Below are 24,151 nucleotides of genomic sequence, written 5' to 3'. Positions count from 1 at the left end.
GCAGGCCCGTCAGCCGTTGCGCCGCGCCAGCGCCAGACCCGCCACGTAGCCCCAGGCCATGTAGGGGCCGATGGTGGTGCCCGTCCCGACGCCGCGCGTGCCGATCGGATTGGCGCTCGAGGCGCCGGCGGCGAAGAGGCCGGCGATGGTGCTCCCATCCGGCCGCAGCACCTCCGCCTGCGCATTGGTGCGCGGCCCGCCCTTGGTGCCGAGGATGGAGCGGTTGAAGGGCATGGCGAGGAAGGGGGCGCGCGCGATCGCCTCCAGCCCGCCTCGGCGCCGCTTGTCGCCGGATGCGGCGGCCTCCGCGGCGGAGGGGCGGCCGAATTCTGCATCGCGGCCGGCCGCGCAGGCAGCATTGTAGCGCGCGACACTTGCCTCGAGTGCTGCGGGATCGAGGCCGATCCGCGCGGCGAGTGCCGCGATGCTGTCCGCCTGCCGCAGCCAGCCGGCATCGGCCCGCGCCGCCCAACGCGCCGGCGGCAGCCGGTCGAGCAGCCTGACATCGCTGATCACCCAGCAGGGCTGCTGCACCGGCATCCCCGCCGCGTCGCGCGCATCGATCGCCTCGCCGATGTTGAAGCGGAGCTCGTTGACGAAGCGGGCGCCGTGGCGGTTGACGATGATGGCATTGGGCTCCGTGTGGAAGGGCACGGGCAGTGCCATCAGCCGGCCGCGATGCCGCGTCGGGACGGAGGGCGTCAGGGTCGCCTGGTCCATGTGGGCGAGTGCGGCGCCCGCGGCCGCCGCCATGCGGTGCCCATCTCCCGTGTTCGAGGGCGGACTGCCGAGATAATCGACGGGGCCGGGGAAATGCCGTTCCAGCATCTCCCCGTCCCATTCGAAGCCACCGGTCGCGATCACCACGCCGCGCCGCGCGGTGATGCGATGCCGCGCGCCGCAATGCTCCACCACGGCACCGGTCACCGCGCCGGCATCGTCCTGCAGCAGTTCCACCGCGCGCGCTGCCGTCTCGATCCGCACCCCGGCATCGAGGCAGCCGCGGAGCAGGCCGGTGATCAGCGCCGTCCCCTTGCCGCGCGCATTGGTCAGCACGCGCCAGGCAAGGCGCGGCCAGAGCTGCCAGGCCGTACGGTAGGGGTGGTGATAGAGGTCCGTCTCCACCGCCTCGTGATAGGTGAAGATCTCCGGGATCGTAGATCGCCGGATGCGGAAGGCGAAGCGGCCGGCACGCCAGCGGCTCAGCGGCAGCGGCGAGAGCATGCGGCCGCGCGGCTTGGCGCCGGGCAGGTCACGCAGCGGATCGGGCTCGGGCGTCAGCGCGAAGCGGAGCGGCGAATGCGCCTCGACGAAGCGCAGCATCGCGGGCGAGGCTTCCACCAGGCTTTGCCACAGGGCGTCCTCGGTCGCAGCCCAGCTCTCCGGCGCGGCGGCGCGGATATAGGCCAGTGCTTCCTCCGCGCTGTCCTCGATGCCGGCTGCCGCGGCGTGATGGTTGGCGGGGATCCAGGTGCCGGCGCCGGACATGGCGCTGGTGCCGCCGAGGCGGTCCGACTTTTCCAGGACCGTGACGCGGAGCCCGGCGACGGCCGCCGTCAGCGCCGCCGTCAGGCCCGCGGCACCCGATCCCAGGATCAGCGCATCCGTCTCGTGCTGCATGCTGCGCCTATTGTTTGATCGCGTGATTCAGACTTTTCGGCGATTCCGCCTCAAGTCATCACGCTCTAGACCCAGTCCGGCGCCGGATCGTAACGCGCGAAGAGGAAGGTCAGCCCCTCGGCCGGTGCGGTCTGCCCCGCGCGGGTGCGGTCGCGCCCATCGAGCACGCTGCGCGGCCAGGAGACGGGCCGCTTGCCGAGGCCGACCTGCGCCAGGGTGCCGACCATGTTGCGCACCTGGTGGTGCAGGAAGCTCCGCGCCTCCGCCCGGATCTCGATCTCCTCGCCGAAGCGGGAGACGTCGAGGCGGTCGAGGGTGCGGAGCGCGTCCTTCGCCTGGCAGGACGCGGCGCGATAGGCGCTGAAGTCGTGCTTGCCGAGCAGCATCTGTGCAGCCTCATGCATGGCGCCGGCATCGAGGCGCTGCGGCACATGCCAGACCCGCCCGGCATCGAGCGCCGGGCGCGGCCGGCGATTGAGGATGCGGTAGCGGTAGCCGCGCCCGATGCAGGAGAAGCGCGCCGACCAGCCTTCCGCCGCGCGGGTGGCGCGCAGGACGGAAATCGGGTGCGGTCGGGTGCGGAAGTTCAGCGCCTCCCGCACCCGTTCGGGCGCCAGGTCGGCGGCGATCTCGATATCGGCGACCTGGCCTTCGGCGTGCACGCCGGCATCGGTGCGGCCGGCGGCGGTGGTCACGGCGGGCTCGCCGTTGTTCAGCGCTGCCGCCGCCTCCTCCAGCACCTGCTGCACGGAGAGGCCATTGGCCTGGCGCTGCCAGCCGACGAAAGGCGCCCCGTCATATTCGAGTGTGAGCGCGTAGCGTGGCATCAGGGGAGAACCGCGCCGGGCGCCAGCGCATAGCCGCGCAGGAACTCGGCGGCCGCCATCGGCGCGCGGCCGGCGCGCTGCAGCCGCGTCAACCGCAGCGCACCCTGGCCGCAGGCGATGGTCGGCGCGGCATCCAGCACCAGCCCGGGCGGGCCCTCGCCTTCCGCCGGCTCGGCGGCGAGCAGGCGGAGCGTCTCCTGGCCATGGGCGAAGAAGCAGCCGGGCCAGGGCGTCAGCGCGCGCACGCGGCGGTCGAGCGCCACGGCGTCCTGGCGCCAGTCGATGCGGCCATCCTCTTTCGCGAGCTTGGGTGCATAGGTCGCACCGTCCTCCGGCTGCGCGACCGGCGCCGGATCCTCGGCGAGCGCCCGCAGGATCAGGGCGGCGCCGAGCGGCGCCAGCGCGTCATGCAGCGCGGCCGCGGTCATGCGCGGGCCGATCGCGACCTCGCCCTTCAGCAGCATCGGGCCGGTGTCGAGCCCTTCCTCCATGCGCATGATGGTGATGCCGCTCTCGGCATCGCCCGCCAGGATCGCGGCCTGGATCGGCCCGGCGCCGCGCCAGCGCGGCAGCAGCGAGGCATGGATGTTGAGGCAGCCGCGCCGCGGCGCCTCCAGCATCGCCGGCGGCAGGATCAGACCATAGGCGGCGACGACGGCGACATCGAGGTCGAGTGCCGCGAAGGCGGCATGCTCCGCCGCGTCGCGCCGCACCCGGGCCGGCGTGCGGACGGGCAGGCCGAGCTCCAGCGCGGCGCGATGCACCGGGCAGGGCGTCTCCTTCTGGCCGCGCCCGGCCGGGCGCGGCGGCTGGCAATAGACTGCGACCACGTCATGGGCGGCATGCAGCGCGCGCAGCGCCGGCACCGCGAAATCCGGGCTGCCCATGAAGGCGAGGCGCAGCCGGCCCGGTGGGGTCATTCCCGCGCCTTCAGCTTCAGGTCCTTGGCGAGCTTCCTGAGGATCATGTTGCGCTTCAGCGTGCTCAGGTGATCGACGAAGAGCACGCCGTCCAGGTGGTCGATCTCATGCTGGAGGCAGGCGGCGAGCAGGCCGTCCGCCTCCACCTCCCGCTTCGCGCCGGTCTCGTCCTGGTAGCGCACCTTCACCCGGGCCGGGCGCGTCACCTCAGCATACTGGCCGGGGAGCGAGAGGCAGCCTTCCTCCCGCGTCGCCTCGTCGGTGCTCGCGGCGACGATTTCGGGGTTGACCAGCACCATGGGCGCCGGGGCGTCGTTCGGCTGCAGGTCGATCACCACGAGGCGCAGCCCCTGCCCGACCTGCGGCGCGGCAAGGCCGATGCCCGGGGCTTCGTACATGCTGCGGAACATGCGCGGCACCAGGCTGCGCACCGCATCGGCATCGCCAGCGGCGACGCGGCGCGCCTTCTGGCGCAGCCTGGCATCGGGGACGAGCAGGATCGGGATCGGCGGGACGTCGGCGGTCATGGCCGGCGGGCTTACCGCCGCGCAGCCCCCCTTGCAACGTCCGTGCAATCTGCCCAATTCATTCCCTGTCGGGGTGCTTCGGGCCCCGGCACCCGCTTCGCTCCTTCGAGGAGGCAACTGGCCCTCATGTCTCGACCTTCGGTCTTCGGATCGCCGTTGTTCCTGGGCTTCGATCATCTCGAGCAGATGCTCGACCGGGTCGCCAAGAACTCCGACGGCTATCCGCCCTACAATATCGAGCAGACGGGCGATAACCGCCTGCGGATCACGCTTGCCGTCGCCGGCTTCGCGATGGACGACCTGCAGATCACGCAGGAGGACAACCAGCTCGTCATCCGCGGCAAGCAGAAGGACGATGTCGAAGGGCGGATCTTCATCCACCGGGGCATCGCGGCGCGCCAGTTCCAGCGCGCTTTCGTACTGGCCGAAGGGATCGATGTGGAGGGGGCCTGGCTCGACAACGGGCTGCTGCATGTCGAGCTGCGCCGGCCGCAGCCCGAGGTGCGGGTGAAGACCATCCACATCGCGACCCCCGGCGCCGCCGCCGCCGCGCGGCCCGTGGTCGAAAACCGTCGCATCGACCGTGACTGAGACTTCCAGGGCTCCAATCCAGCGCGGCCTAGCCAGGCGCGCCAGCAGGAGAACGTGATATGAACATCAAATCCAACACAGCGCTGAGGGACATCACCCCGCGCGACTGGGCGCAGTTCGGCGCCGGCGAGGTGGCCTATGTCCGGCCGGTGATGGTGAACGGCGCGCCGGCCATCGCGATCCATGCCGCCGACGGTACGCCGATCGGCGCCGCGCCCGATATCGGCTTGGCGATCGCCGCCATCGTCGAGCACGAGATGGAACCCTTGCTTCTTCATTGACCTCAGGCGCCGGCGCCGGCATCCGCCGGCTTGGCTTACGCGCTGTCGGCGGTGTGCTGGCGACATCGATCGGTCGCGCGCGGGGCCGCGTTCGCGGCCCCGGTCTGCATCGGCTTCGCCTCGCAGCCCGCCGGAATAGAGAGCGGCCTGCGGCCGCGTGGCGAGAGCCGAGCTCCTCCCGCACGCGCGGCCTGGGGCCAATGTCGCTCAGGCGTCCGCGGCGTCGATCCAGCCGACATGACCGTCGGTGCGGCGATAGACGACGTTCATCGCCCCGGTCGCCTTGTTGCGGAACATCAATACCGGCGCATGGGCGAGATCCATCCGCATCACCGCCTCGCCGACCGTGAGCTTCTCGATATGCGCCGGGTGCTCGGCGACGACCACCGCACCGTGGTCGGCGCCATTGGTGGCGGGCGGCGGCTCCTCCTCCCCCTCCTCTGCGGCAAGCACGTATTGCCGGGCCAGCGACGCCACCTCCTGCGCCGGGTCGCGTTCCGGCGCCATGCTGCGGGCATGCTCGTTGACCCTGCGGCGATAGCGTCGCAGCCGTTTGGCAAGGTGTTCGGACGCCTCCTCGAAAGCGCGGTGGGCATCGGTGCCCTCCCCTTCGCCGCGCATCAGCAGTCCCCGTCCGGCCTTCAGGTTGATGTCGCAGGCGAAAAAGGCGCGATTCTTGCGGAAGGTGACATTCGCTTCGAGCGCGTGATCGAAATACTTGCGCGCGATGGTCGCCAGATTTTCCCGGACATGCGTCTTCAGGGCCTCGCCGGTTTCGACCTGCTTGCCTGCGACGGTGATGTGCATGAGCGTTCGCCTTCCTTCCGTGTCTCGGGGAAGACTCGCCCGGGTATCCGGCGGCGGCCCGCCATGCGCGCGCGCCATGACACGCGCCGAAGGGTGTCGCGGATCAGGCCGGGACGGCCTTCTCCCGCTTACGCTGCACCGAAGATGGGATGCGCAGCGCCTCCCGGTATTTGGCCACGGTCCGGCGCGCGATGTCCACGCCTTCCTTGCGGAGGGATGCGACGATGGCATCGTCCGACAGCACCTCTTCCGCATCCTCCGCATCGACCAGGGACTTGATGCGGTGCCGCACGGCTTCCGCGCTGTGGCTCTCGCCGCCGCTGGTGCCGGCGATCGCGGTCGTGAAGAAATACTTGAGCTCGAAGGTGCCGCGCGGCGTCGCGATCGACTTGTTGGCGGTGACGCGGCTGACCGTGCTCTCGTGCATCGCCACCTCCTCCGCGACGTCGCGCAGGATCAAGGGGCGCAGGTGGCCGACGCCGTGGCGGAAGAAGCCGTCCTGACGGCGGACGATCTCCGCCGCGACCTTCAGGATGGTGTTGGCGCGCTGCTCCAGCGACTTCACCAACCAGCTCGCGGTCTGGAAGCGCTCGGCGAGATAGGCCTTCTCCTCGCGGGAGCGGGCGCCGACCACGGCACGCGCGTGGAAGCCGCGATTGACCAGGACGCGCGGCAGCGTCTCCGGGTTCAGCTCCAGCATCCAGCCGCCGTCGCCGCCGCGGCGCATCAGCACATCCGGCACCAGCGCGGGCGGCGGTGCGCTGTCGAAATCCGAACCCGGCTTCGGATCGAGGCGCTTCAGCTCGGCGATCATCTCCGCCAGGTCCTCGGCATCGACGCCGCAGACCTCCTGCAAACCCCGCATCTCGCGCCGCGCCAGCATTGGCAGGTTCGCGAGCAGGGCCGCCATCGCGGGGTCATGCCGATTGCGTTCCCGCAGTTGCACGGCGAGGCACTCGGCGAGGTCGTGGCAGAACATGCCGACCGGGTCGAAGCGCTGCATGCGCGCGCGCACCGCCGCGACCAGGGCCGCATCGCAGCCGAGGCGGCGCGCGATCTCCTCATCGCTGACCGCCAGCCTGCCGGCGGGATCGACCAGCGCCAGGAAGGCGGCCGCGATCATCCGCTCGATCGGACCGGCGAAGGCGAAGCGCACTTGCTCGGCGAGATGGTCGCGCAGGTTCCGTGCCGGCGCCGCCATGTCGTCGACGCCATCGAGCCCGTCCTCGAAATCGGTGCGGCCGCCGCGGCCTACCGGCGCCTCGCCGGCGTCGTAGACATTGCTCCAGTCGGCATCGAGCGGCGCCGCATCTTCCTGCGGCAGCATCTCCGAAGCCGCGGCGGTGGAGGCATCCTGCTGCGCCGACGCGGCGGCCGGCGCCTCTTCGCGCCTGGCCTCCTCGCGCCGGGTCTCCTCGGTCTCGGCATGCTCCTGTTCGTCACGCTCCAGCAGCGGATTGCGCTCGAGCTCTTCCTCGACGAAAGCGCTGACCTCGATGTTGGAGCTCTGCAGCAGCTTGATCGCCTGGCGCAGCTGCGGCGTCATCACCAGCGATTGCGACTGCCGGAGATCGAGACGCGGCGCCAGGCTCACGGCGTCAGGCCCTGCGGCAAGAGGCGCCGTCGCGCCGCGTGGGGACGGTGCCGATCACAGGCTGAAGCGCTCACCGAGATAGACCCGGCGCACGCCCTCATGCGCGACGATGTCGCGCGGCGTGCCCTCCATCATCACCTGGCCTTCGTGCAGGATATAGGCGCGGTCGATGATGCCGAGCGTCTCGCGCACGTTGTGGTCGGTGATGAGCACGCCGATGCCGCGATTCTTCAGGTGCTTGACCAGGTCGCGGATCTCGCCGACCGCGATCGGGTCGATGCCGGCCAGCGGCTCGTCCAGCAGCACGTAGTTGGGGTGCGTCGCCAGCGCGCGCGCGATCTCGCAGCGGCGCCGCTCACCCCCCGAGAGCGCGAGGGAGGGTGCCTTGCGCAGATGGGAGATGCCGAATTCGGCCAGCAGCGCGTCGAGCATCTGCTCGCGCCGATCGCGGATCGGCTCCACCACCTCGAGCGCCGCCCGAATATTGTCCTCGACATTAAGGCCGCGGAAGATCGAGGCCTCCTGCGGCAGGTAGCCGAGGCCGAGCCGTGCGCGGCGATACATCGGCAGCGTCGTCACGTCATGCCCGTCGAGGGTGACGTTGCCCTCGTCCGGCTGCACCAGGCCGGTGATCATGTAGAAGGTGGTGGTCTTGCCGGCACCGTTCGGGCCGAACAGCCCGACCGCCTCGCCGCGCTTCAGCGAGACGGAGACGTTCCGCACCACCGGGCGCTTGCGGTAGCGCTTGCCGAGGCCGGTCGCGACCAGCCCGGGCCCGGTCTCCACGCCACCCACCACGCGCAGCTCCACCTCGCTCACGGCCGGCGCTCCGCCGGCCGGCCCGATCGGCCCTGAGGAGGCGGGGTGGGCGAAGGCTGGGTCCTCGGTTGCCCCCCGCTCGGCTGGCTGCCCGGCTGGGTGCCGCCCTCCTCGCTCTGCGGCACGATCAGGCCTTGCACGGGTGCGCCCGGCACCGAGATCAGCCGCGCCACGCCGGTTGCGAGATTGACGATGGCCTCGGTGCCCTGAAGCTGGTTCTGGCCGCGGGTGATGCGCACGTTGTCGAGCACGCGGGCCATGCTGGTGGCGGGGCTGTAGACGCCGCGATTGCCGCGCACGACCTCGGTCGCCGTGCGGACCTCGACATTGCCATAGGCCTCGACGCGGTCGAGCCGGCCGGTCTCGGGTTGCCCCGGCTGGCCGGGCTGCGGCGGCGGGCGGGCGGGCGCCGGGGCGGATGCCGTGCGGACGCCGCCGGGCTGTGGCGGATCCTCCAGGAAGAAGCCCACCAGGGTATCGGCGCGGATGCGCCGCGCCTCCTGGCCTTCGGCGACGGCACCGCCGCGCGCCACCGCCATGCGCCGGCGCGGCCAGTATTCCAGGCTGTCGCGCGCGGTCAGGCGGTTGTCGGGCGTGGTGAGCGACAGGTTGCGCCCGGTCAGCACCATCACCGCCTGGTCCATGTCGTAGACGGCGCGATCACCTTCGGCGCGGTCGGTGGCGGTCGTGATGCGGACATTGCCCTCGGCCTCCAGCCGCCAGATCTCGCTGGCGCCGGTGGTGGCCTCGCTCCCGGGCGCCGGCGCCGGCGCCGGCGTCCCGCCGGCGCGCGGGCGGTAGCGGGCGATCAGCCGGTCGGCCTCGACGGTGACGCCGTCGCGCACCGCGCGCGCGTTGCGGCGCGCGACGACCATCTGCTGCTGCTGGTGCCACTCGATCCCGTCCTCGGCGGTGACGTCGACCGGCCCGCCCCGGGTCAGGTCGAGGCCCTGCGCCATCGCCAGGCCGGGCAGGGCGAGGGCGGCGGCCAGGGCGAGATATCCGCGGGCTCTCACTGCGCCCCCTCCAGCACGGTATGGGCCTGCCCGGTGAAGATCACCACCTGCCCACGATCGGTCAGCCGGAACCCCTGGCTGGTCAGGGTGCCGAAGGGGCCTTGGGCGGCCACCGGCGCATCGCCGCTGGCGCTGCCATCGGCGGTCAGGATCGTCGCGCTGTCGGTCAGCATGGTGGTGCCGTTGTCGTGCCACAGCGTGACATCGCCCGCGAGGTCGAGCCGGTGCGCCGTGCGGTCATAGCGGCCGCCGCGCGCTTGCAGCATCACCCAGGCGCCGTCGTTGCGCAGCAGGTCGGCCTTCGGTCCCTCGAGGTCGAGGACATCGGTGGAAGCGCCGGCCTGAGTCGCGACATCGGCGGTCACGTTGTAGGGTTGCCCCTGATCATCGAGGCCGCGGAAGCGCGGCTGCATCACGCGCATCGCTTCGGGTGCCACCTGGGAGGCGAGGTTGATCTGCACCCGCACCCGATCCTCGGTGCTGTTGATCTCGGGCCAGAGCACGATGGCGCCGAGCAACAGGCAGGCGGCCAGCGGCAAGATCCGCCGCGCGAAGCCGAGCACCAGGCGCCGGCGCGCCATCTGCCGCAGCGTCGGCGTCGGCCGCTGGCGGGACGGCTCCAGCATGCGATAGGTGGCGAGCGGCGCGCGCGAGGGCTTGCGCGGCGGCCGGCTGCGGTCCGAGGCGCGGCTCATGCGACGCCGGCCCGCAGCAGGTCGTGGATGTGCAGGATGCCGATCGGCTTGCCATCGGCATCGACGACGAAGAGCGCGGTGATCGAGCGCGCGTTCATGATGCGGAGCGCATCGGCGGCGAGCGCATCGGGCGCGATGGTGCAGGGCGCACGCGTCATCACCGCGCTCGCTTCGCGTGCCATCAGCGGCGGCACCTGCTGCCCGTCCAGCGCGCGGCGCAGGTCGCCATCGGTCACGATGCCGGCCAGGCGGCCATCGGCCTCCACGATGCCGAGGCAGCCGAAGCGCTTCGCCGTCATGGCGACGATCGCCTGGTCCATGCGGGTCTCGCCGGGTGCCAGCGGCAGCTCCGCCGCGCCATGCATCAGGTCGCTGACGCGCGACAGCCTGGCGCCGAGCTTGCCGCCCGGGTGGAAGACGCGGAAATCCGCCGCCGTGAAGCCGCGCCTGGACAGCAGCGCGACGGCCAGCGCATCGCCGAGGGCGAGCTGCATGGTCGTGCTGCTGGTGGGTGCGAGGCCCATGGGGCAGGCTTCCGGCACCGGCGGCAGGATCAGCGGCACGTCGGCGGCGCGCGCCAGCGTGCTCTCGCCTCCGCTGGTGATCGCGACCAGCGGCAGGCCGAAGCGGCGCGCATGGGCGACGAGGTCGAAGAGCTCCGGCGTCTCCCCGGAATTGGACAAGGCCAGCACCGCGTCGCCGGCGACGATCATCCCGAGGTCGCCATGGCTCGCTTCGGCCGGATGCACGAACATCGCCGGCGTGCCGGTGGAAGCCATGGTCGCCGCGATCTTGCGCGCCACATGGCCGGACTTGCCCATGCCGGAGACGATCACCCGGCCGGTGGCGCCGGCGAGCAGCGCCACGGCCCACTCCACGCGCTCATCCAGCGTGGCCGCGAGGGTCTGGAGCGCCTCGGCCTCGGTGTTCAGCACCTGACGGGCAGTGGCGAGGGCGGGATGGGACATCGGGGCGTTCACGCTGCCTGTATGGGGCTGCGGCACGGGAGGGTCAACGACCGAGACGATGCCGGACAAAAATCATGCCAAGGCCCTTGACACCCGCGCCGCAGGGATTGGCCGGGGATTTTTCGTCCCTGGTGCGTCGGGCGACGCAGCCGATGCTGGTTGCATCGGCGAGGAGGCCGGCGTGCCAGGGGCGGAAAAGACTCGGTCAATCAGTGGTGGAAGATGTCGGGGTCTTCGTAGCCGAGGAGGTCGAGCTGGCCGCGGAAGGGCAGGAAGCGGAAGCAAGCCTCGGCGAGCTCGAGCCGCCCTTCCCGCTTCAGCAGCGCCTCCAGCTTTGCCCAGAGCGCGTGCAGATGCAGCACGTCGGATGCCGCATAGGCGAGCTGGTCCGGCGTCAGATCCGGCGCGCCCCAGTCCGAGGATTGCTGCTGCTTCGAGATCTCGACCCCGAGCAGCTCCTTGCAGAGGTCCTTGAGGCCGTGGCGGTCGGTGAAGGTGCGGACCAGCTTGGCCGCGACCTTGGTGCAGAGCACCGGCGCGCAGGTGACGCCGAGCGCCCGATGCAGGACCGCGACGTCGAAGCGGGCGAAGTGGAACAGCTTCGCGACCGAGGGATCGGTCAGCAGGCGCTTAAGGTTGGGGCAATCGCCGCCGCGGCCGCCCAGCGCCTCCGGGATGATCTGGACGCAATGGGCGGTGCCGTCGCCGGCCGAGAGCTGCACGAGGCAGAGCCGGTCCCGATGCGGGTTGAGGCCCATGGTCTCGGTGTCGATGGCGACGACGGGGCCGAAGCCGACATCGGCGGGCAGGTCGTGCTTGTGCAGCCGAATGGTTGCGCCGTTGCTCTGGAAGAGGGTGCTGCCCACGCGGCGACTGCCTTTGGTGCGGCGGCTGCCCGCCAGAGAAATGGTGCCCAGGAAAGGACTCGAACCTTCACGACCTTGCGGTCACTGGCACCTGAAGCCAGCGCGTCTACCAATTCCACCACCTGGGCACAGGCATGGACACGGGCGATGCCCGTGGAGGCGCGCCTTCTAGAAGCGCGCGCAGGCGGCGTCAAGCGGCTCCCACGCTTGTTGGCGTCACACACGCCCGCCTATGGTCCGGCCGGTCAATGGGCGGAGGCGAAGCGGCGATGCAGCATGTGGCGACGGTCTTCGGCGGCTCCGGCTTCATCGGCCGGCAGGTGGTGCAGCGCCTGGCGCGCGCGGGCTACGCCGTCCGGGTCGCCGTGCGCGACGCCGAGGGCGCGCATACCCTCTGGACTCAGGGCAATCTCGGGCAAGTGGTGAGCCTCGCCGTCCCGATCACCGACGAAACGGCGGTGGCGCGCGCCCTCCAGGGTGTCCAGGTGGCGGTCAACCTGGTCGGCATCCTACAGGAGCGCCGGGCGGGCGATTTCCAGCGCGTGCAGGCCGAAGGCGCCGGGCGCGTCGCGCGGCTGGCCGCCGCGGCCGGGGTCCGCCGGCTGGTGCATGTCAGTGCGATCGGCGCCGATCCCGAGAGCCGGAGCCTCTATGCCCGCAGCAAGGCGGAGGGCGAGGCGCTGGTGCGCGCCGGTTTCCCGGCGGCGACGATCCTGCGGCCTTCGGTGGTGTTCGGGCCGGGGGATTCCTTCTTCAACCGCTTTGCCGGCATGGCAGCCCGCATCCCCTGGGTAATGCCGGTGGTGGCCGGCGGCACCCGGTTCCAGCCGGTGCATGTCGATGACGTGGCCGATGCGGTCATGGCGGCGATCACCCGGCCCGAGGCGGCCGGCATGACCTATGAGCTCGGCGGGCCACGCGCGATGACCATGCGGGAGGTGCTGGCCTTGGTGCTGCAGGCGACCGGGCGCCGCCGGCGGCTGGTGGCGATGCCGCCAGGGCTGATCGCCTTCCAGGCGCGGATCGCGGAACTCCTGCCCAATCCGCCGATCACCCGGGACCAGCTCATTCTGCTGCAGCGCGACAATGTGGTGTCGGAAGGGGTGCCCGGGCTGGCGGCGCTCGGCATCGAGCCCAAGTCGGCGGAGGCGATCCTGCCGCTGCTCCTGGCACGCTTCCGGACGGGCGGGCGCAGCCAGCCCTCGCGGTATAGGTCCGATACGGACTCACATTTGCGGTAATTAGACGCGCTAAGCCGCCCCACTCAGGACATGCGCACAAAGCAGGTCAGGATATCTGACCTGAAGGTGAAAAAGGACTCGCCAGCCCCGCGCGGCTTCCCCTATGTGTCGCCCAACGGGTCCGGCGCCGATGGTATGCGCTCGCCCGGCACACTTCGTGCACCACCCAGCGAACGCCCTCCCCTCCGGGGCCGAGACCGAGGATCGCCGCCATGGTCGAACGCATGCTGCAGTTCGTGCGCCTGGAACAGCGCCAGCCCGACAAGCGCACCGCCGAGGAGCGCCGCGGCGACTGGAACGAGGTCTACAATCAGTTCAAGCCGGCCGATGCCGCGGACCAGGCCAGCCGCTGCAGCCAATGTGGCGTGCCCTTCTGCTCGGTGCACTGCCCGCTCAACAACAATATCCCGGACTGGCTGAAGCTGACCGCGGAAGGCCGGCTGGAGGAGGCCTATGAGGTCTCCGCCGCCACCAACACCTTCCCCGAGATCTGCGGCCGGATCTGCCCGCAGGACCGCCTCTGCGAGGGCAACTGCGTCATCGAGAAGGGCTTCGAGAGCGTCACCATCGGCGCCGTCGAGAAGTATGTCACCGACACCGCCTGGGAGAAGGGCTGGGTGCAGCCACCCAAGCCGGTGCGGGAGCGGGAGCAGTCGATCGGGATCATCGGCGCCGGCCCGGCCGGCCTCGCGGCCGCCGAGCGGCTGCGCATCCTCGGCTACCAGGTCCATGTCTACGACCGCTACGATCGCGTCGGCGGGCTGATGATCTACGGCATCCCGAGCTTCAAGCTGGAGAAGGAGGTGGTGCTGCGCCGCCACGCCCAGTTCGAGGCGGGCGGCATCCATTTCCACCTCAACTGCATGATCGGCCGCGACGTGACGCTGGCCGAGCTGCGGGCGCGGCATTCGGCGCTGCTGGTCGCGACCGGCGTCTACAAGTCGCGCGACATCGACGTGCCGGGCACCCATCTGTCCGGCGTGGTGGCGGCGCTCGACTACCTCACCGCCTCCAACCGCCACGGCCTCGGCGATCGCGTGCCGGAGTTCGAATCGGGCGCGCTGAACGCCGCGGGCAGGAACGTGGTCGTGGTCGGCGGCGGCGACACCGCGATGGACTGCGTGCGCACCGCGGTCCGCCAAGGTGCCGCCTCCGTCACCTGCCTTTATCGCCGCGACAAAGCGAACATGCCGGGCTCGCTCCGCGAGGTGAAGAACGCGGAGGAGGAAGGCGTGCACTTCGAATGGCTGGCCGCCCCCGAGGCCTTCGAAGGCGTGGGCCATGTCGGCGCCGTGCGCAGCATCCGCATGCATCTCGGCCTGCCGGACGCGACCGGCCGCCAGCAGGTGGAGCCGATCCCGGGCAGCGCCTTCAAGCAGCCCGCCGATCTCGTCATCAAGGCGCTCGGCTTCGACCCCGAGGACCTGCCGGCGATGTTCGGCGAGCCGGCGCTCGGCGTCTCCCGCTGGGGTACGCTGAAGATCGACCACCGCACCATGATGACCGCGCTGCCCGGCGTCTTCGCCGCGGGCGACATCGTGCGCGGCGCCTCGCTCGTCGTCTGGGGCATCCGCGACGGGCGCGATGCCGCCGAGCAGATGCATGCCTTCGTCGAGGCCCAGACCGCCTCCTCTCTCGCAGTCGCCGCGGAGTGATCGCCATGGACCAGATCGAATCCGGCGCCGATTTCGCCCGCGCCTATGCCGAAGGCGCCGCGCGGCTCGCGGGCCAGGCCCATATCGACCTCACCGAGCATGACGCCTGTGGCGTCGGCCTGGTCGCGGCGCTGGACGGCAAGCCGCGCCGGGAAGTCGTGCAGGCCGGCATCGATGCGCTGAAGGCGGTCTGGCATCGCGGCGCGGTCGATGCCGACGGCAAGACCGGCGATGGCGCCGGCATCCATGTCGAGATCCCCCAGGATTTCTTCGCGGAAGCCGTGCAGCGCGGCGGCGACAAGCTGAAGCCCGGCCGCATCGCGGTCGGCATGGCCTTCCTGCCGAAGACCGATTTCGGCGCGCAGGAGCGCTGCCGCCAGATCATCGAGACCGAGATCCTGGCCGGCGGCTACCTGATCTATGGCTGGCGCCAGGTGCCGATCAATGTCGAGTGCATCGGCGAAAAGGCGAACGCGACCCTCCCCGAGATCGAGCAGATCCTGATCTGGGATCCCGAGCTGCGTGAGGAGACGCTCGTCGAGCGCGACCTCTACGTCATCCGCCGGCGCATCGAGAAGCAATCGATCGCAGCGCAGATCCCGGAGCTCTATCTCTGCTCGCTCTCGGCGCGCTCGATCATCTACAAGGGCATGTTCCTCGCCGAGCACCTGACGGAGTTCTACCCGGACCTGACGGATCCGCGCTTCGTCTCGCGCTTCGCGATCTACCACCAGCGCTACAGCACCAACACCTTCCCGACCTGGCGCCTGGCCCAGCCCTTCCGCATGCTGGCCCATAACGGCGAGATCAACACCGTCCACGGCAACATCAACTGGATGAAGAGCCACGAGACCAGGCTCTCCCACCCCTCGATCGACGCCTTCATCGACGATATCAAGCCGGTGGTGCAGGCAGGCGGCAGCGACACCGCGACGCTCGACAACGTGTTCGAGCTGCTGGTGCGCGGCGGCCGCGACGCGCCGATGGCCAAGGCCATGCTGATCCCGGAAAGCCTCGGCAACAACGCGACGATGCCGGAGGCGCATCGCGACCTCTTCCTCTACTGCAACGCTGTCATGGAGCCCTGGGACGGGCCGGCAGCGATCGCCGCGACCGATGGGCGCTGGGTGGTGGCAGGGCTCGACCGCAACGGGCTGCGCCCGCTGCGCTACACCATGACCCGGTCCGGCCTGCTGATCGTCGGCTCCGAGACCGGCATGGTGAAGGTCGCCGAGGACCAGGTGGTCGCCAAGGGCCGCGTCGGCCCCGGCCAATGCATCGGCGTCGACCTGGAGACCGCGAGCTTCTATGGCGACGAGGCGCTGAAGGACCTGCTCGCCGCCCGCAAGCCCTTCGGGCAATGGGTGAACCGCACCACGCGGATCGACGGTATCGTCAAGCAGGACGCGGACGAGACGCCGAATTTCGGCGTCGAGGAGCTGCGCCGCCGCCAGCTCGCGGTCGGCTACACGCTGGAGGAGCTGGAGACCATCCTGCATCCGATGGCGGAGGAGGCGGCCGAGGCGGTCGGCAGCATGGGCGACGACACCCCGATCGCCGTCCTCTCCTCCCAGTATCGGGGCCTGCATCATTACTTCCGCCAAGCCTTCGCGCAGGTGACCAACCCGCCGATCGACAGCCTGCGCGAGACGCGGGTGATGACGATCAAGACGCGGCTCGGCAACCTCGGGAACATCCTCGACGAGGACCCGACCCAGTGCGACATGCTGATGCTGGACAGCCCGGTGCTGAGCAACGCCGAGTTCGCGGCGATGCGCAGCTACATGGGCGAGACCGCCTGCATCGTCGACGCCACCTTCGCCGTCGCCGAGGGCGAGCAGGGCCTGCGCCGCGCCATCGACCGCATCCGGCGCGAAGCCGAGGAAGGCGTGCGCAGCGGCTGCGCGCATGTGATCCTGACCGATGAGGGGCAGAACGCCGCGCGCGCCGCGATCCCGATGATCCTGGCGGTCGGCGGCGTGCACGCGCATCTGGTGCGCAACTCGCTCCGTACCTTCACCAGCCTCAATGTCCGCGTCGCCGAATGCATGGACGTGCACTACTTCGCGGTGCTGATCGGGGCGGGCGCCACCACGGTCAACGCCTATCTCGCGCAGGAGAGCGTCGCGGACCGCCACCGCCGCGGGCTGTTCGGCAAGTCCTCCCTCAAGGATTGCGTCGCCAAGTACAAGAAGGCCGTGGACAAGGGCCTGCTGAAGACCATGTCGAAGATCGGCATCTCCGTGCTCAGCTCCTATCGCGGCGGCATGAACTTCGAGGCGATCGGGTTATCGCGCGCGCTGGTCGCGGAATTCTTCCCCGGCACCCAGTCACGTATCTCCGGCATCGGGCTTTCGGGCATCGCGCGGCGCGTGCTGGCACTGCACCGCCGCGCCTGGGACGAGGCGGCGGTGACCTTGCCGGTCGGCGGCCTCTACAAGCGGCGGCTCCGCGGCGAGGCGCATGCCTTCGACGGCGGCCTGATCCACACCCTGCAGAAGGCCGTCGAGACCGACAGCTACCAGACCTTCAAGCGCTATTCGGAAGCGGTGCGCCGGCTGCCGCCCGTGGCACTCCGCGACCTGCTCGACTTCCGCGCCGAGGGCCGCACCCCGGTCGCGATCGAGGAGGTCGAGAGCATCACCGAGATCCGCAAGCGCCTGGTGGCGCCCGGCATCTCGCTCGGCGCCTTGAGCCCGGAAGCCCATGAGACGCTCTCGATTGCGATGAACCGCATCGGCGCCCGATCCGATTCCGGGGAGGGCGGCGAGGATCCGGCGCGCGCCAGGCCGCGCTCGAACGGCGACAACGCCAACAGCGCCATCAAGCAGATCGCGTCGGGCCGCTTCGGCGTCACGGCCGAGTACCTGAACAACTGCCGCGAGATCGAGATCAAGGTCGCCCAAGGCGCCAAGCCCGGCGAAGGCGGTCAGCTTCCTGGCTTCAAGGTCACCGGCCTGATCGCCAAGCTACGCCATGCGACGCCGGGCGTGATGCTGATCTCGCCGCCGCCGCACCACGACATCTACTCGATCGAGGATCTCGCGCAGCTCATCTACGACCTGAAGCAGATCAACCCGGATGCGACGGTCTGCGTGAAGCTGGTGGCGCGGTCGGGCATCGGCACCATCGCGGCCGGCGTCGCCAAGGCGAAAGCCGATGCGATCCTGGTCTCCGGCCATTCCGGCGGCACCGGCGCCTCCCCCCAGACCAGTATCAAGTATGCCGGCCTGCCCTGGGAGATGGGCCTCTCCGAGACCCATCAGGTGCTGCTGCTGAACCGGCTGCGGCACCGGGTGAAGCTGCGCACCGATGGCGGCATCAAGACCGGCCGGGACGTGGTGATCGCCGCGATGCTCGGCGCCGAGGAGTTCGGCATCGGCACCGCGTCCCTCGTCGCGATGGGCTGCATCATGGTGCGGCAGTGCCATTCCAATACCTGCCCGGTCGGCGTCTGCACCCAGGACGAGGCGCTGCGCGAGAAGTTCGCGGGATCGCCCGAGAAGGTCATCAACCTGTTCTCCTTCGTCGCCGAGGAAGTGCGCGAGATCCTTGCCTCGCTCGGCGTCCGCAGGCTGACCGACGTGATCGGCCGCACCGACCTGTTGCAGCAGGTCAGCCGCGGCTCCGAGGATCTCGACGACCTCGACCTCAACCCGCTGCTGGTCAAGGCGGATGGCGGCCCCAACGCACCCTATTGCACGCGGGAGGGCCGCAACGAGGTGCCGGAGACGCTGGACGCGGAGATGATCCGCGACGCCCGCGCGCTGTTCGAGCATGGCGAGAAGATGCAGCTCGCCTACAACATCCGGAACACGCACCGCGCCATCGGCACCAAGGTCTCCTCCAAGATCGTGCGGCAGTTCGGGATGACCGGGCTGCAGTCGGGCCATCTGTCCGTGCGGCTGCGCGGCAGCGCCGGCCAGTCGCTCGGCGCCTTCGGCGTGCGCGGCCTGAAGCTCGAGGTCTTCGGCGACGCCAACGACTATGTCGGCAAGGGCCTCTCCGGCGCATCGATCGTGGTGCGGCCGGCGCCGTCCTCGCAGATCGTCTGGAACGACAACACGATCATCGGCAACACCTGCCTCTATGGCGCGACCGCCGGCGAGCTCTTCGCGGCGGGCCAGGCCGGCGAGCGCTTCGCGGTGCGCAACTCCGGCGCCCAGGCGGTGGTCGAAGGCTGCGGCGCCAATGGCTGCGAATACATGACCGGCGGCACTGTCGTGATCCTCGGCCAGGTCGGCGACAATTTCGGCGCCGGCTTCACCGGCGGCATTGCCTTCATCTACGACCCTGGCGACACCTTCGAGCTCAGGGTGAACCCCGACACGCTGCTCTGGCAGCGCCTCGCCTCCGCACATTGGGAAGGGGTGCTGCGCGATCTGATCGGGCGCCATGTCGAGGAGACGGGCAGCCGCTACGCGGCGCGCCTGCTCAATGAGTGGTCGGAGGCGCGGCGGCACTTCTGGCACATCGTGCCGAAGGACTACGCCAAATACCTGCCGCGGCCGATGAGCGACGTGGCGGTCGCCGCCGAGTGACGCTTGCGTATACGAAATGATGCGTTAACCTCCGCTCCACGGGACCCAACCACCCGTCGGAGCGGAGCCTTGCGATGCGTGCCTTTCTTCTCGCCGTCCTGATCCTCGCCGGAGCGGTGCCGGCCGCGACGGCGCAGACCACGATCCCCCTGGCCGCGACCAATGGCTGGGAAGCCTATCAGGTGCCGCCGAACCAGAACGGGTCCGGCCTCTGCGGCATGGGCACCAGCGCCAATAGCCGCGGCCGCTTCATCTGGATCAAGATCGAGCGCCTGCGGGGCCAGTTGCACGGCTTCGTGCAGGTCGGGCAGGACAACTGGAATGTCGCGGACACCGTGCGCGGGCGGCTGCATGTGGCGATCGACGGCCGCGTGGCCGAGCTGGCCTATGCGGGCACCAACCGCGGCACCACGATCGAGGCCTCTTACCGGGGTGCGTTCAGCAACTTCATCAATTTCGTCGAGAGCTTCGCCGCCGGCTACCGGATGGAGATCCGCTTTCCCGATGACGACGTCGCGCCCTGGACCGCGGACCTCCGCGGCACCCGCGCGGTGACCAATGCCTTCGTGGCCTGCGCCCGCCGGCTTTAGGCTGCTTGACCAAAGGCGAGGCGGCGGCCCTTATCATTCCCGCACCACACCGGAGCACGGCGCCATGATCCAACGCCGCCTGGCTTTCGCGACCGCCCTTCCCTTCCTGCTGCTCGGACGAGACGCTTCGAGGACGGCGGAGGCCGCATCGCCCGCGGAGCCCAACTGCGGGGATCCGGGCGGGCGCTTCATCGCCTGCTCGGCGGTCCCGCTGCCGCTTGCCCAAGCCGGAGCGACCGGCACCGGGCCGCGCCGTTGCCCGCTCTGCGGCGGGCGGCATGCGACGATAGAGGAGCGGTAGAGGAGCGGTCGTCCGCCGGGCGCGTCAGAGCCTGTTTGGGAATGGGGTGGAGGCGGGCTGGCGAAGGCTTTTTGGTGGCTGTCGTGTCGGTCGACGCAGCCGATGCTGGCTGCATCGGCGAGGAGATCGGCGCGGCAGGCGCGGAAATGACCCGGCGGGACGCCCCATCCCATTCCCAAACAGGCTCTTAGCCCCTCCTGCCGATAAACTTCCCGGAGTGGTCGTAAGGGAAGTTCAGGTCCCATTTGTAGTAATAGGCGCGGATGCGGTCGATGCCCGGCAGGTATTTCATCTCGCCCTCCCGGAAGGCCGCGCAGCGCTCGTCGATCTTCAGGTTCGGGTGGGATTTTCCGGGCGGCGGGATGAGATCGTCCTGACCGCCATGCTGGAACGGCGCCTGCAGCTCGTCGGGGCGGCCACCGAAGAAGATCTTGTTGAGCTCGTCCACGACGGGGTTGTTCCCGGCCGGCTCCATGCCGGTGTCGATCCGCATGTAGACGCCGCTTCCGCCGCCCTTCCAGACGCCCATCAGGTCGTAGTCGGAGACGAACATCTCGCCGGTATCCGGATGGACGCCGATGCCGGATTCGCCGGTCTTGACCGGGGCGGAGCTGCCCTTCTGATAGGCGTGCTCCATCCGCTTCGGGCCGAACTTCCCCTGGAAGCCCACCGACCGCGTCTTCGGGCAGCGCATGATGAGCAGCAGCTTGAACTTGGCCGAGCCCTCGCGCAGCGATGCGACATCCCAGGGGCCGATATCGGTCTGCGCGGCGAAGGCCGTGTCACCCGGCGCGATGCCGCCATGCCGCGCATTGCGCAGCATGTTGTAGACCGCGATCTCCGCCATGGACGCCGTCAGCGCCATCGCCGCCACTCCTCACCCTGTCACGCTCCTGCCTTATATACCATTTCGATTGGGGAACACACCTCTCTCGCGCAGCTCTCTTGCACTGCGTCATCCTCCTTTTCGGCGGTCGCGACGGGTGGCATAAGCCGGCTGGTGCGTATCCTGTTCCATCTCCCGCTTTCACCCTTCTCCCGCAAGGTGCGGCTCGCCCTGGGCGAGAAGCGCATTCCCTTCGACCTCCGCACCGAGCGCGTCTGGGAAAGGCGGGAGGAGTTCCTGGCCATGAACCCGGCCGGCACCGTGCCGGTGCTGACCGAGGAGAACGGCCTCGCGATCGCCGACAGCGCCGCCATCTGCGAATATCTGGACGAGGCCTATCCCGATATCCCGCTGATCGGCCGGACGCTCGCCGAGCGCGCCGAGGTGCGCCGCCTGGTCTGCTGGTTCGACAACAAGTTCCATGCCGAGGTCTGTCGCAACCTCTATCATGAGCGGCACATGAAGCGGCTCATGGGGCGCGGCAATCCCGATGCCGCGGCCATCCGCGCGGGCTATCAGAACCTGAAGCCGCACCTCGAATATCTCGGTTGGCTGGCGGAGAGCCGGCCCTGGCTGGCGGGCCCCAATCTGAGCCTCGCGGACCTCGCCGCCGCCGCGCAACTTTCCGTGCTCGATTTCATCGGCGATGTGGACTGGTCGCTGAACGACGCCGCCAAGGAATGGTATGCGCGGGTGAAGTCCCGCCCTGCCTTCCGGCCGCTGCTGGCCGACCGTGTCAGCGGCATGACGCCGCCCGACCACTACGTCGACCTCGATTTCTGAACCGGCCATGAAGCGCTTCTGGAACACCGCCGTCGCCGCACGCCAGGCCGATGGCGGCTTCACCGTGCTGCTCGATGGCCGGCCGGTGCGGCTGCCGGGCGAAGCCACCACCACGCTCCGCCTCGGCAGCGCCGCGGTCGCGGAGGCGATCGCCGCCGAATGGGCCGCCGCCGGCGGCGGCCAGGGCGGTGCGTTCACCGCCGAGGATGTGCCCCTCACCCGCCTCGCCGGCACCGCCCAGGCGCGCATCGCGCCGGACCCGGCGCCGACCATCCAGGGCCTGGCCGCCTATGGCGAGACCGATCTGCTCTGCTACCGCGCGCCAGAACGGGCGCTCGCCGCACGGCAGGTGGAGGCCTGGCAGCCGCTGCTCGACTGGGTGGCGCTGACCCATGACGCGCCGCTGGTCGCGACCACCGGGCTGATGCCGGTGCCGCAGCCCGCGGCGTCGCTCGCAGCACTCAAGGCCGCGCTCGCAGGCCTCACGCCGCTGTCGCTCGCCGCGCTCTCGGCCGCGGTGCCGCCGCTCGGCAGCCTGGTGCTGGGGCTCGCCCTGCAGGCCGGGCGCATCGACGCGGAGGCCGCCATGGCGCTCGCGACCCTCGATGAGATGCATCAGGAGAGGCTCTGGGGCCAGGACGCGGAAGCACTGGCGCGACGCCAGCGAATGGCGTCCGATGTCGGGCTGGCAGCACGGCTTCTGGCGCTGGAGCAGATCGCGTAAATGGGCTGGAACGGACATCGCGAAGCGAGGCGCTCCGGCGGGAGGAGAAGGGTATGGCGGCGCGGCGCTTGCGGATCGAGGGACATGTGCAGGGCGTCGGCTATCGCGACTGGATGATGCGCGAAGCCCGGCGCCTCGGCCTTTCCGGCTGGGTCCGCAACCGCAAGGACGGCAGCGTCGAGGCGCTGCTGGCGGGCGACGAGCCCTCGGTCCTGACCCTGCTGACCGCCTGCCGCGCCGGACCGCCGCTGGCGCGGGTGACCAGCATCGTCGAGGATTTCGCCGAACCACCGGAAGAGCCTGGGTTTCTCAAGCTGCCCTCGGCGTAGTTGCCCTCACGCGCGCCTCGGACGGTCGGGAGGCCGGCCGCGCAGAGCGCAACACAGCGGTAACACCTTCGCGCTTGCAACATGCGGGTGCTTGGCCCAGATAGGGGGCGTCAGCGCGCGATCCTGCGCGCCCACGCGCCGCCCCGGCCGCGTGACCGGCCCCCGGATACCGCCCCAAGGCGGACCGCGCGGTGCCCGGGCCGGGAATTGCGCGGCCACCCCAGCGGAATCGCTCCTGACACGCGGGGCTTCCTCCCCGAAATCGCGTCCGCGCGCCCCTGACCCGGCGCCGTGCGCTCATGGAAGTTCGACAGTGACCAATTTTGAAAGCCTCGGCCTGGCTGCGCCCCTGCTGCGCGCGCTCACCGAGGAAGGCTATGAGACCCCGACGCCGATCCAGGCGCGGGCCATTCCCCCGGCACTCGCCGGGCGGGACCTGCTCGGCATCGCCCAGACCGGCACCGGCAAGACGGCGGGCTTCGCGCTGCCCGTCCTGCACCGCCTGTCCGAGATCGGCGGTCGGCCACCGCGCGGCGGCTGCCGCGCCCTGGTGGTAACGCCGACGCGCGAGCTCGCCTCCCAGATCGCCGACAGCTTCAAGGCCTATGGGCGGCATATGGGCCTCTCGGTCGGGCTGGTGTTCGGCGGCGTCTCGATGGGGCCGCAGCAGCGCATGCTCGGCGCCGGCGTCGACGTGCTGGTGGCGACCCCAGGCCGGCTGCTGGACCATCTCGGCAGCCGCACCGTCAGGCTCGACCATGTGAAGGTGCTGGTGCTCGACGAGGCCGACCAGATGCTGGACCGCGGCTTCCTGCCGGCGGTACGCCAGCTCGTGCGGCTGCTGCCGAAGCAGCGCCAGACGCTGTTCTTCAGCGCCACCATGCCGGGCGAGATCGGCAAGCTCGCGGCCGAGATGCTCGACAACCCCGAGCAGGTGGCGGTGACCCCGGTCGCGACCACCGCCGAGAAGGTGTCGCAGCGCGTCATCCATGTGGAGCAGGGCCGCAAGCGCATCATCCTGGCCGAGCTGCTGCGCGGCGAGGGCGTCGGGCGCGCGCTGGTCTTCACCCGCACCAAGCACGGCGCCGACCGCGTGGTGAAGCAGCTCGAGGCCGATGGCATCGCGTCCAACGCGATCCACGGCAACAAGAGCCAGAACAATCGCGAACGGGCGCTGGCCCTGTTCCGCAACGGCTCCGCGCCGGTGCTGGTCGCGACCGACATCGCGGCGCGCGGCATCGACGTCGATGGCGTGACGCATGTGGTGCAGTACGACCTGCCGGAAGTGCCGGAGACCTATGTCCATCGCATCGGCCGCACCGCGCGCGCCGGCGCCTCGGGCGCTGCCGTCGCGCTCTGCTGCGCCGATGACCGCGACAAGCTGCGCGCCATCGAGAAGCTGATCCGCATGGCGGTGCCCTCCGAGGATCGGCGCGACCCGAACGCACCGCGCGAGGAGGTTTCGGCCGAGCCGCCTCGCCGCGGCCAGCGCCCGCCGCAGCGCCACGGTCAGGCCCCGCGCGGGCAGCAGCCGAAGCGTGGCGGCGGCCAGCCGCAGCGCGCCGGCCAG

Annotated in this window: 23 protein-coding genes and 1 tRNA gene; 11 read left to right on the top strand and 13 right to left on the bottom strand. The window is 70.4% G+C overall.

Annotation, left to right across the window (positions count from 1 at the left end):
- Positions 1-9: 9 nt before the first annotated feature.
- The 4 genes from GXW71_RS22335 to def all read right to left on the bottom strand — a co-directional run bounded on the left by GXW71_RS22335 (position 10) and on the right by def (position 3,894).
- Positions 10-1,620 (bottom strand): FAD-dependent oxidoreductase, encoded by a 1,611-nt coding sequence (locus GXW71_RS22335; RefSeq protein ID WP_211854899.1) that lies wholly within the window; start codon positions 1,618-1,620, stop codon positions 10-12.
- A 65-nt stretch (positions 1,621-1,685) separates the two neighbouring features.
- Positions 1,686-2,447, bottom strand: coding sequence for a tRNA pseudouridine(38-40) synthase TruA (gene truA / locus GXW71_RS22330; protein WP_211854898.1), 762 nt, complete (start codon positions 2,445-2,447; stop codon positions 1,686-1,688).
- Entirely contained in the window at positions 2,447-3,349 is a 903-nt protein-coding gene (fmt, locus tag GXW71_RS22325) for a methionyl-tRNA formyltransferase (RefSeq protein WP_211854943.1), read from the bottom strand. Before fmt ends, truA begins: the two co-directional genes overlap by 1 nt.
- Before the next feature lie 14 nt (positions 3,350-3,363).
- A complete protein-coding gene (def, locus tag GXW71_RS22320) occupies positions 3,364-3,894 on the bottom strand; it encodes a peptide deformylase (RefSeq protein ID WP_211854897.1) in 531 nt (176 codons plus the stop codon).
- Positions 3,895-4,020: 126 nt separating this feature from the next.
- Between def and GXW71_RS22315 the strand changes: the two genes are divergently transcribed.
- Both GXW71_RS22315 and GXW71_RS22310 read left to right on the top strand, forming a co-directional pair.
- Complete coding sequence (locus GXW71_RS22315; protein WP_211854896.1) at positions 4,021-4,485, top strand: Hsp20 family protein; 465 nt, start codon at positions 4,021-4,023, stop codon at positions 4,483-4,485.
- Between the two features lie 59 nt (positions 4,486-4,544).
- Positions 4,545-4,766 carry a DUF1150 family protein gene (locus GXW71_RS22310; RefSeq protein ID WP_211854895.1) on the top strand — a complete coding sequence of 74 codons (222 nt, stop codon included), beginning with the start codon at positions 4,545-4,547 and terminating at the stop codon, positions 4,764-4,766.
- 207 nt (positions 4,767-4,973) lie between these two features.
- On the opposite strand, the gene hpf is transcribed toward GXW71_RS22310, so the two are convergent.
- From hpf to GXW71_RS22270, 8 genes are all read right to left on the bottom strand, one after another.
- Positions 4,974-5,573: a ribosome hibernation-promoting factor, HPF/YfiA family gene (hpf, locus tag GXW71_RS22305; protein ID WP_211854894.1), complete on the bottom strand. Its 600-nt coding sequence runs from the start codon at positions 5,571-5,573 to the stop codon at positions 4,974-4,976.
- Positions 5,574-5,676: 103 nt separating this feature from the next.
- Entirely contained in the window at positions 5,677-7,167 is a 1,491-nt protein-coding gene (gene rpoN / locus GXW71_RS22300) for an RNA polymerase factor sigma-54 (protein WP_211854893.1), read from the bottom strand.
- A gap of 54 nt (positions 7,168-7,221) precedes the next feature.
- Positions 7,222-7,986 carry an LPS export ABC transporter ATP-binding protein gene (gene lptB, locus GXW71_RS22295; protein ID WP_211854892.1) on the bottom strand — a complete coding sequence of 255 codons (765 nt, stop codon included), beginning with the start codon at positions 7,984-7,986 and terminating at the stop codon, positions 7,222-7,224.
- Positions 7,983-9,002 (bottom strand): LptA/OstA family protein, encoded by a 1,020-nt coding sequence (locus GXW71_RS22290; RefSeq protein ID WP_367615922.1) that lies wholly within the window; start codon positions 9,000-9,002, stop codon positions 7,983-7,985. Before GXW71_RS22290 ends, lptB begins: the two co-directional genes overlap by 4 nt.
- Positions 8,999-9,697 carry an LPS export ABC transporter periplasmic protein LptC gene (lptC, locus tag GXW71_RS22285; RefSeq protein ID WP_211854891.1) on the bottom strand — a complete coding sequence of 233 codons (699 nt, stop codon included), beginning with the start codon at positions 9,695-9,697 and terminating at the stop codon, positions 8,999-9,001. The genes GXW71_RS22290 and lptC overlap by 4 nt, the downstream gene beginning before the upstream one ends.
- Positions 9,694-10,665: a KpsF/GutQ family sugar-phosphate isomerase gene (locus GXW71_RS22280; RefSeq protein ID WP_211854890.1), complete on the bottom strand. Its 972-nt coding sequence runs from the start codon at positions 10,663-10,665 to the stop codon at positions 9,694-9,696. The genes lptC and GXW71_RS22280 overlap by 4 nt, the downstream gene beginning before the upstream one ends.
- Positions 10,666-10,874: 209 nt before the next feature.
- Entirely contained in the window at positions 10,875-11,531 is a 657-nt protein-coding gene (locus GXW71_RS22275) for a ribonuclease D (RefSeq protein ID WP_211854889.1), read from the bottom strand.
- A gap of 41 nt (positions 11,532-11,572) precedes the next feature.
- Positions 11,573-11,659, bottom strand: a tRNA-Leu gene (locus tag GXW71_RS22270).
- A gap of 141 nt (positions 11,660-11,800) precedes the next feature.
- Between GXW71_RS22270 and GXW71_RS22265 the strand changes: the two genes are divergently transcribed.
- The 5 genes from GXW71_RS22265 (at position 11,801) to GXW71_RS22245 (ending at position 19,859) form a co-directional block, all read left to right on the top strand.
- A complete protein-coding gene (locus GXW71_RS22265; RefSeq protein WP_246526783.1) occupies positions 11,801-12,772 on the top strand; it encodes a complex I NDUFA9 subunit family protein in 972 nt (323 codons plus the stop codon).
- 212 nt (positions 12,773-12,984) lie between these two features.
- Positions 12,985-14,427 (top strand): NAD(P)-dependent oxidoreductase, encoded by a 1,443-nt coding sequence (locus GXW71_RS22260; protein ID WP_211854887.1) that lies wholly within the window; start codon positions 12,985-12,987, stop codon positions 14,425-14,427.
- A 5-nt stretch (positions 14,428-14,432) separates the two neighbouring features.
- Positions 14,433-18,968: a glutamate synthase large subunit gene (gene gltB / locus GXW71_RS22255; protein WP_211854886.1), complete on the top strand. Its 4,536-nt coding sequence runs from the start codon at positions 14,433-14,435 to the stop codon at positions 18,966-18,968.
- Positions 18,969-19,042: 74 nt separating this feature from the next.
- Positions 19,043-19,558 carry a hypothetical protein gene (locus tag GXW71_RS22250; RefSeq protein WP_211854885.1) on the top strand — a complete coding sequence of 172 codons (516 nt, stop codon included), beginning with the start codon at positions 19,043-19,045 and terminating at the stop codon, positions 19,556-19,558.
- Between the two features lie 64 nt (positions 19,559-19,622).
- On the top strand, positions 19,623-19,859 hold the full coding sequence (locus tag GXW71_RS22245; protein WP_211854884.1) for a hypothetical protein: 237 nt from the start codon (positions 19,623-19,625) through the stop codon (positions 19,857-19,859).
- 187 nt (positions 19,860-20,046) lie between these two features.
- Here GXW71_RS22245 and GXW71_RS22240 read toward each other — a convergent pair whose 3' ends face one another.
- Positions 20,047-20,724, bottom strand: coding sequence for a hypothetical protein (locus GXW71_RS22240; protein ID WP_211854883.1), 678 nt, complete (start codon positions 20,722-20,724; stop codon positions 20,047-20,049).
- A 135-nt stretch (positions 20,725-20,859) separates the two neighbouring features.
- Here GXW71_RS22240 and fzlA point away from each other — a divergent pair, with 135 nt between their 5' ends.
- The 4 genes from fzlA to GXW71_RS22220 all read left to right on the top strand — a co-directional run.
- Positions 20,860-21,528 carry an FtsZ-binding protein FzlA gene (gene fzlA, locus GXW71_RS22235; RefSeq protein WP_211854882.1) on the top strand — a complete coding sequence of 223 codons (669 nt, stop codon included), beginning with the start codon at positions 20,860-20,862 and terminating at the stop codon, positions 21,526-21,528.
- Between the two features lie 7 nt (positions 21,529-21,535).
- The gene (locus GXW71_RS22230) at positions 21,536-22,252 is read left to right on the top strand and encodes an ATP12 family protein (RefSeq protein ID WP_211854881.1); all 717 of its coding nucleotides are present in this window, start codon (positions 21,536-21,538) and stop codon (positions 22,250-22,252) included.
- Positions 22,253-22,305: 53 nt separating this feature from the next.
- The gene (locus tag GXW71_RS22225; RefSeq protein ID WP_211854880.1) at positions 22,306-22,581 is read left to right on the top strand and encodes an acylphosphatase; all 276 of its coding nucleotides are present in this window, start codon (positions 22,306-22,308) and stop codon (positions 22,579-22,581) included.
- A 313-nt stretch (positions 22,582-22,894) separates the two neighbouring features.
- On the top strand, positions 22,895-24,151 hold a 1,257-nt coding region (locus GXW71_RS22220; protein WP_211854879.1), incomplete at its 3' end, for a DEAD/DEAH box helicase.

The sequence above is a fragment of the Plastoroseomonas hellenica genome, from assembly GCF_018129085.1.
Lineage (GTDB): Bacteria > Pseudomonadota > Alphaproteobacteria > Acetobacterales > Acetobacteraceae > Plastoroseomonas > Plastoroseomonas hellenica.
The sequence above is the reverse complement of the archived record's forward strand: the minus strand, read 5'-3'. Positions and strand labels throughout refer to the sequence as shown.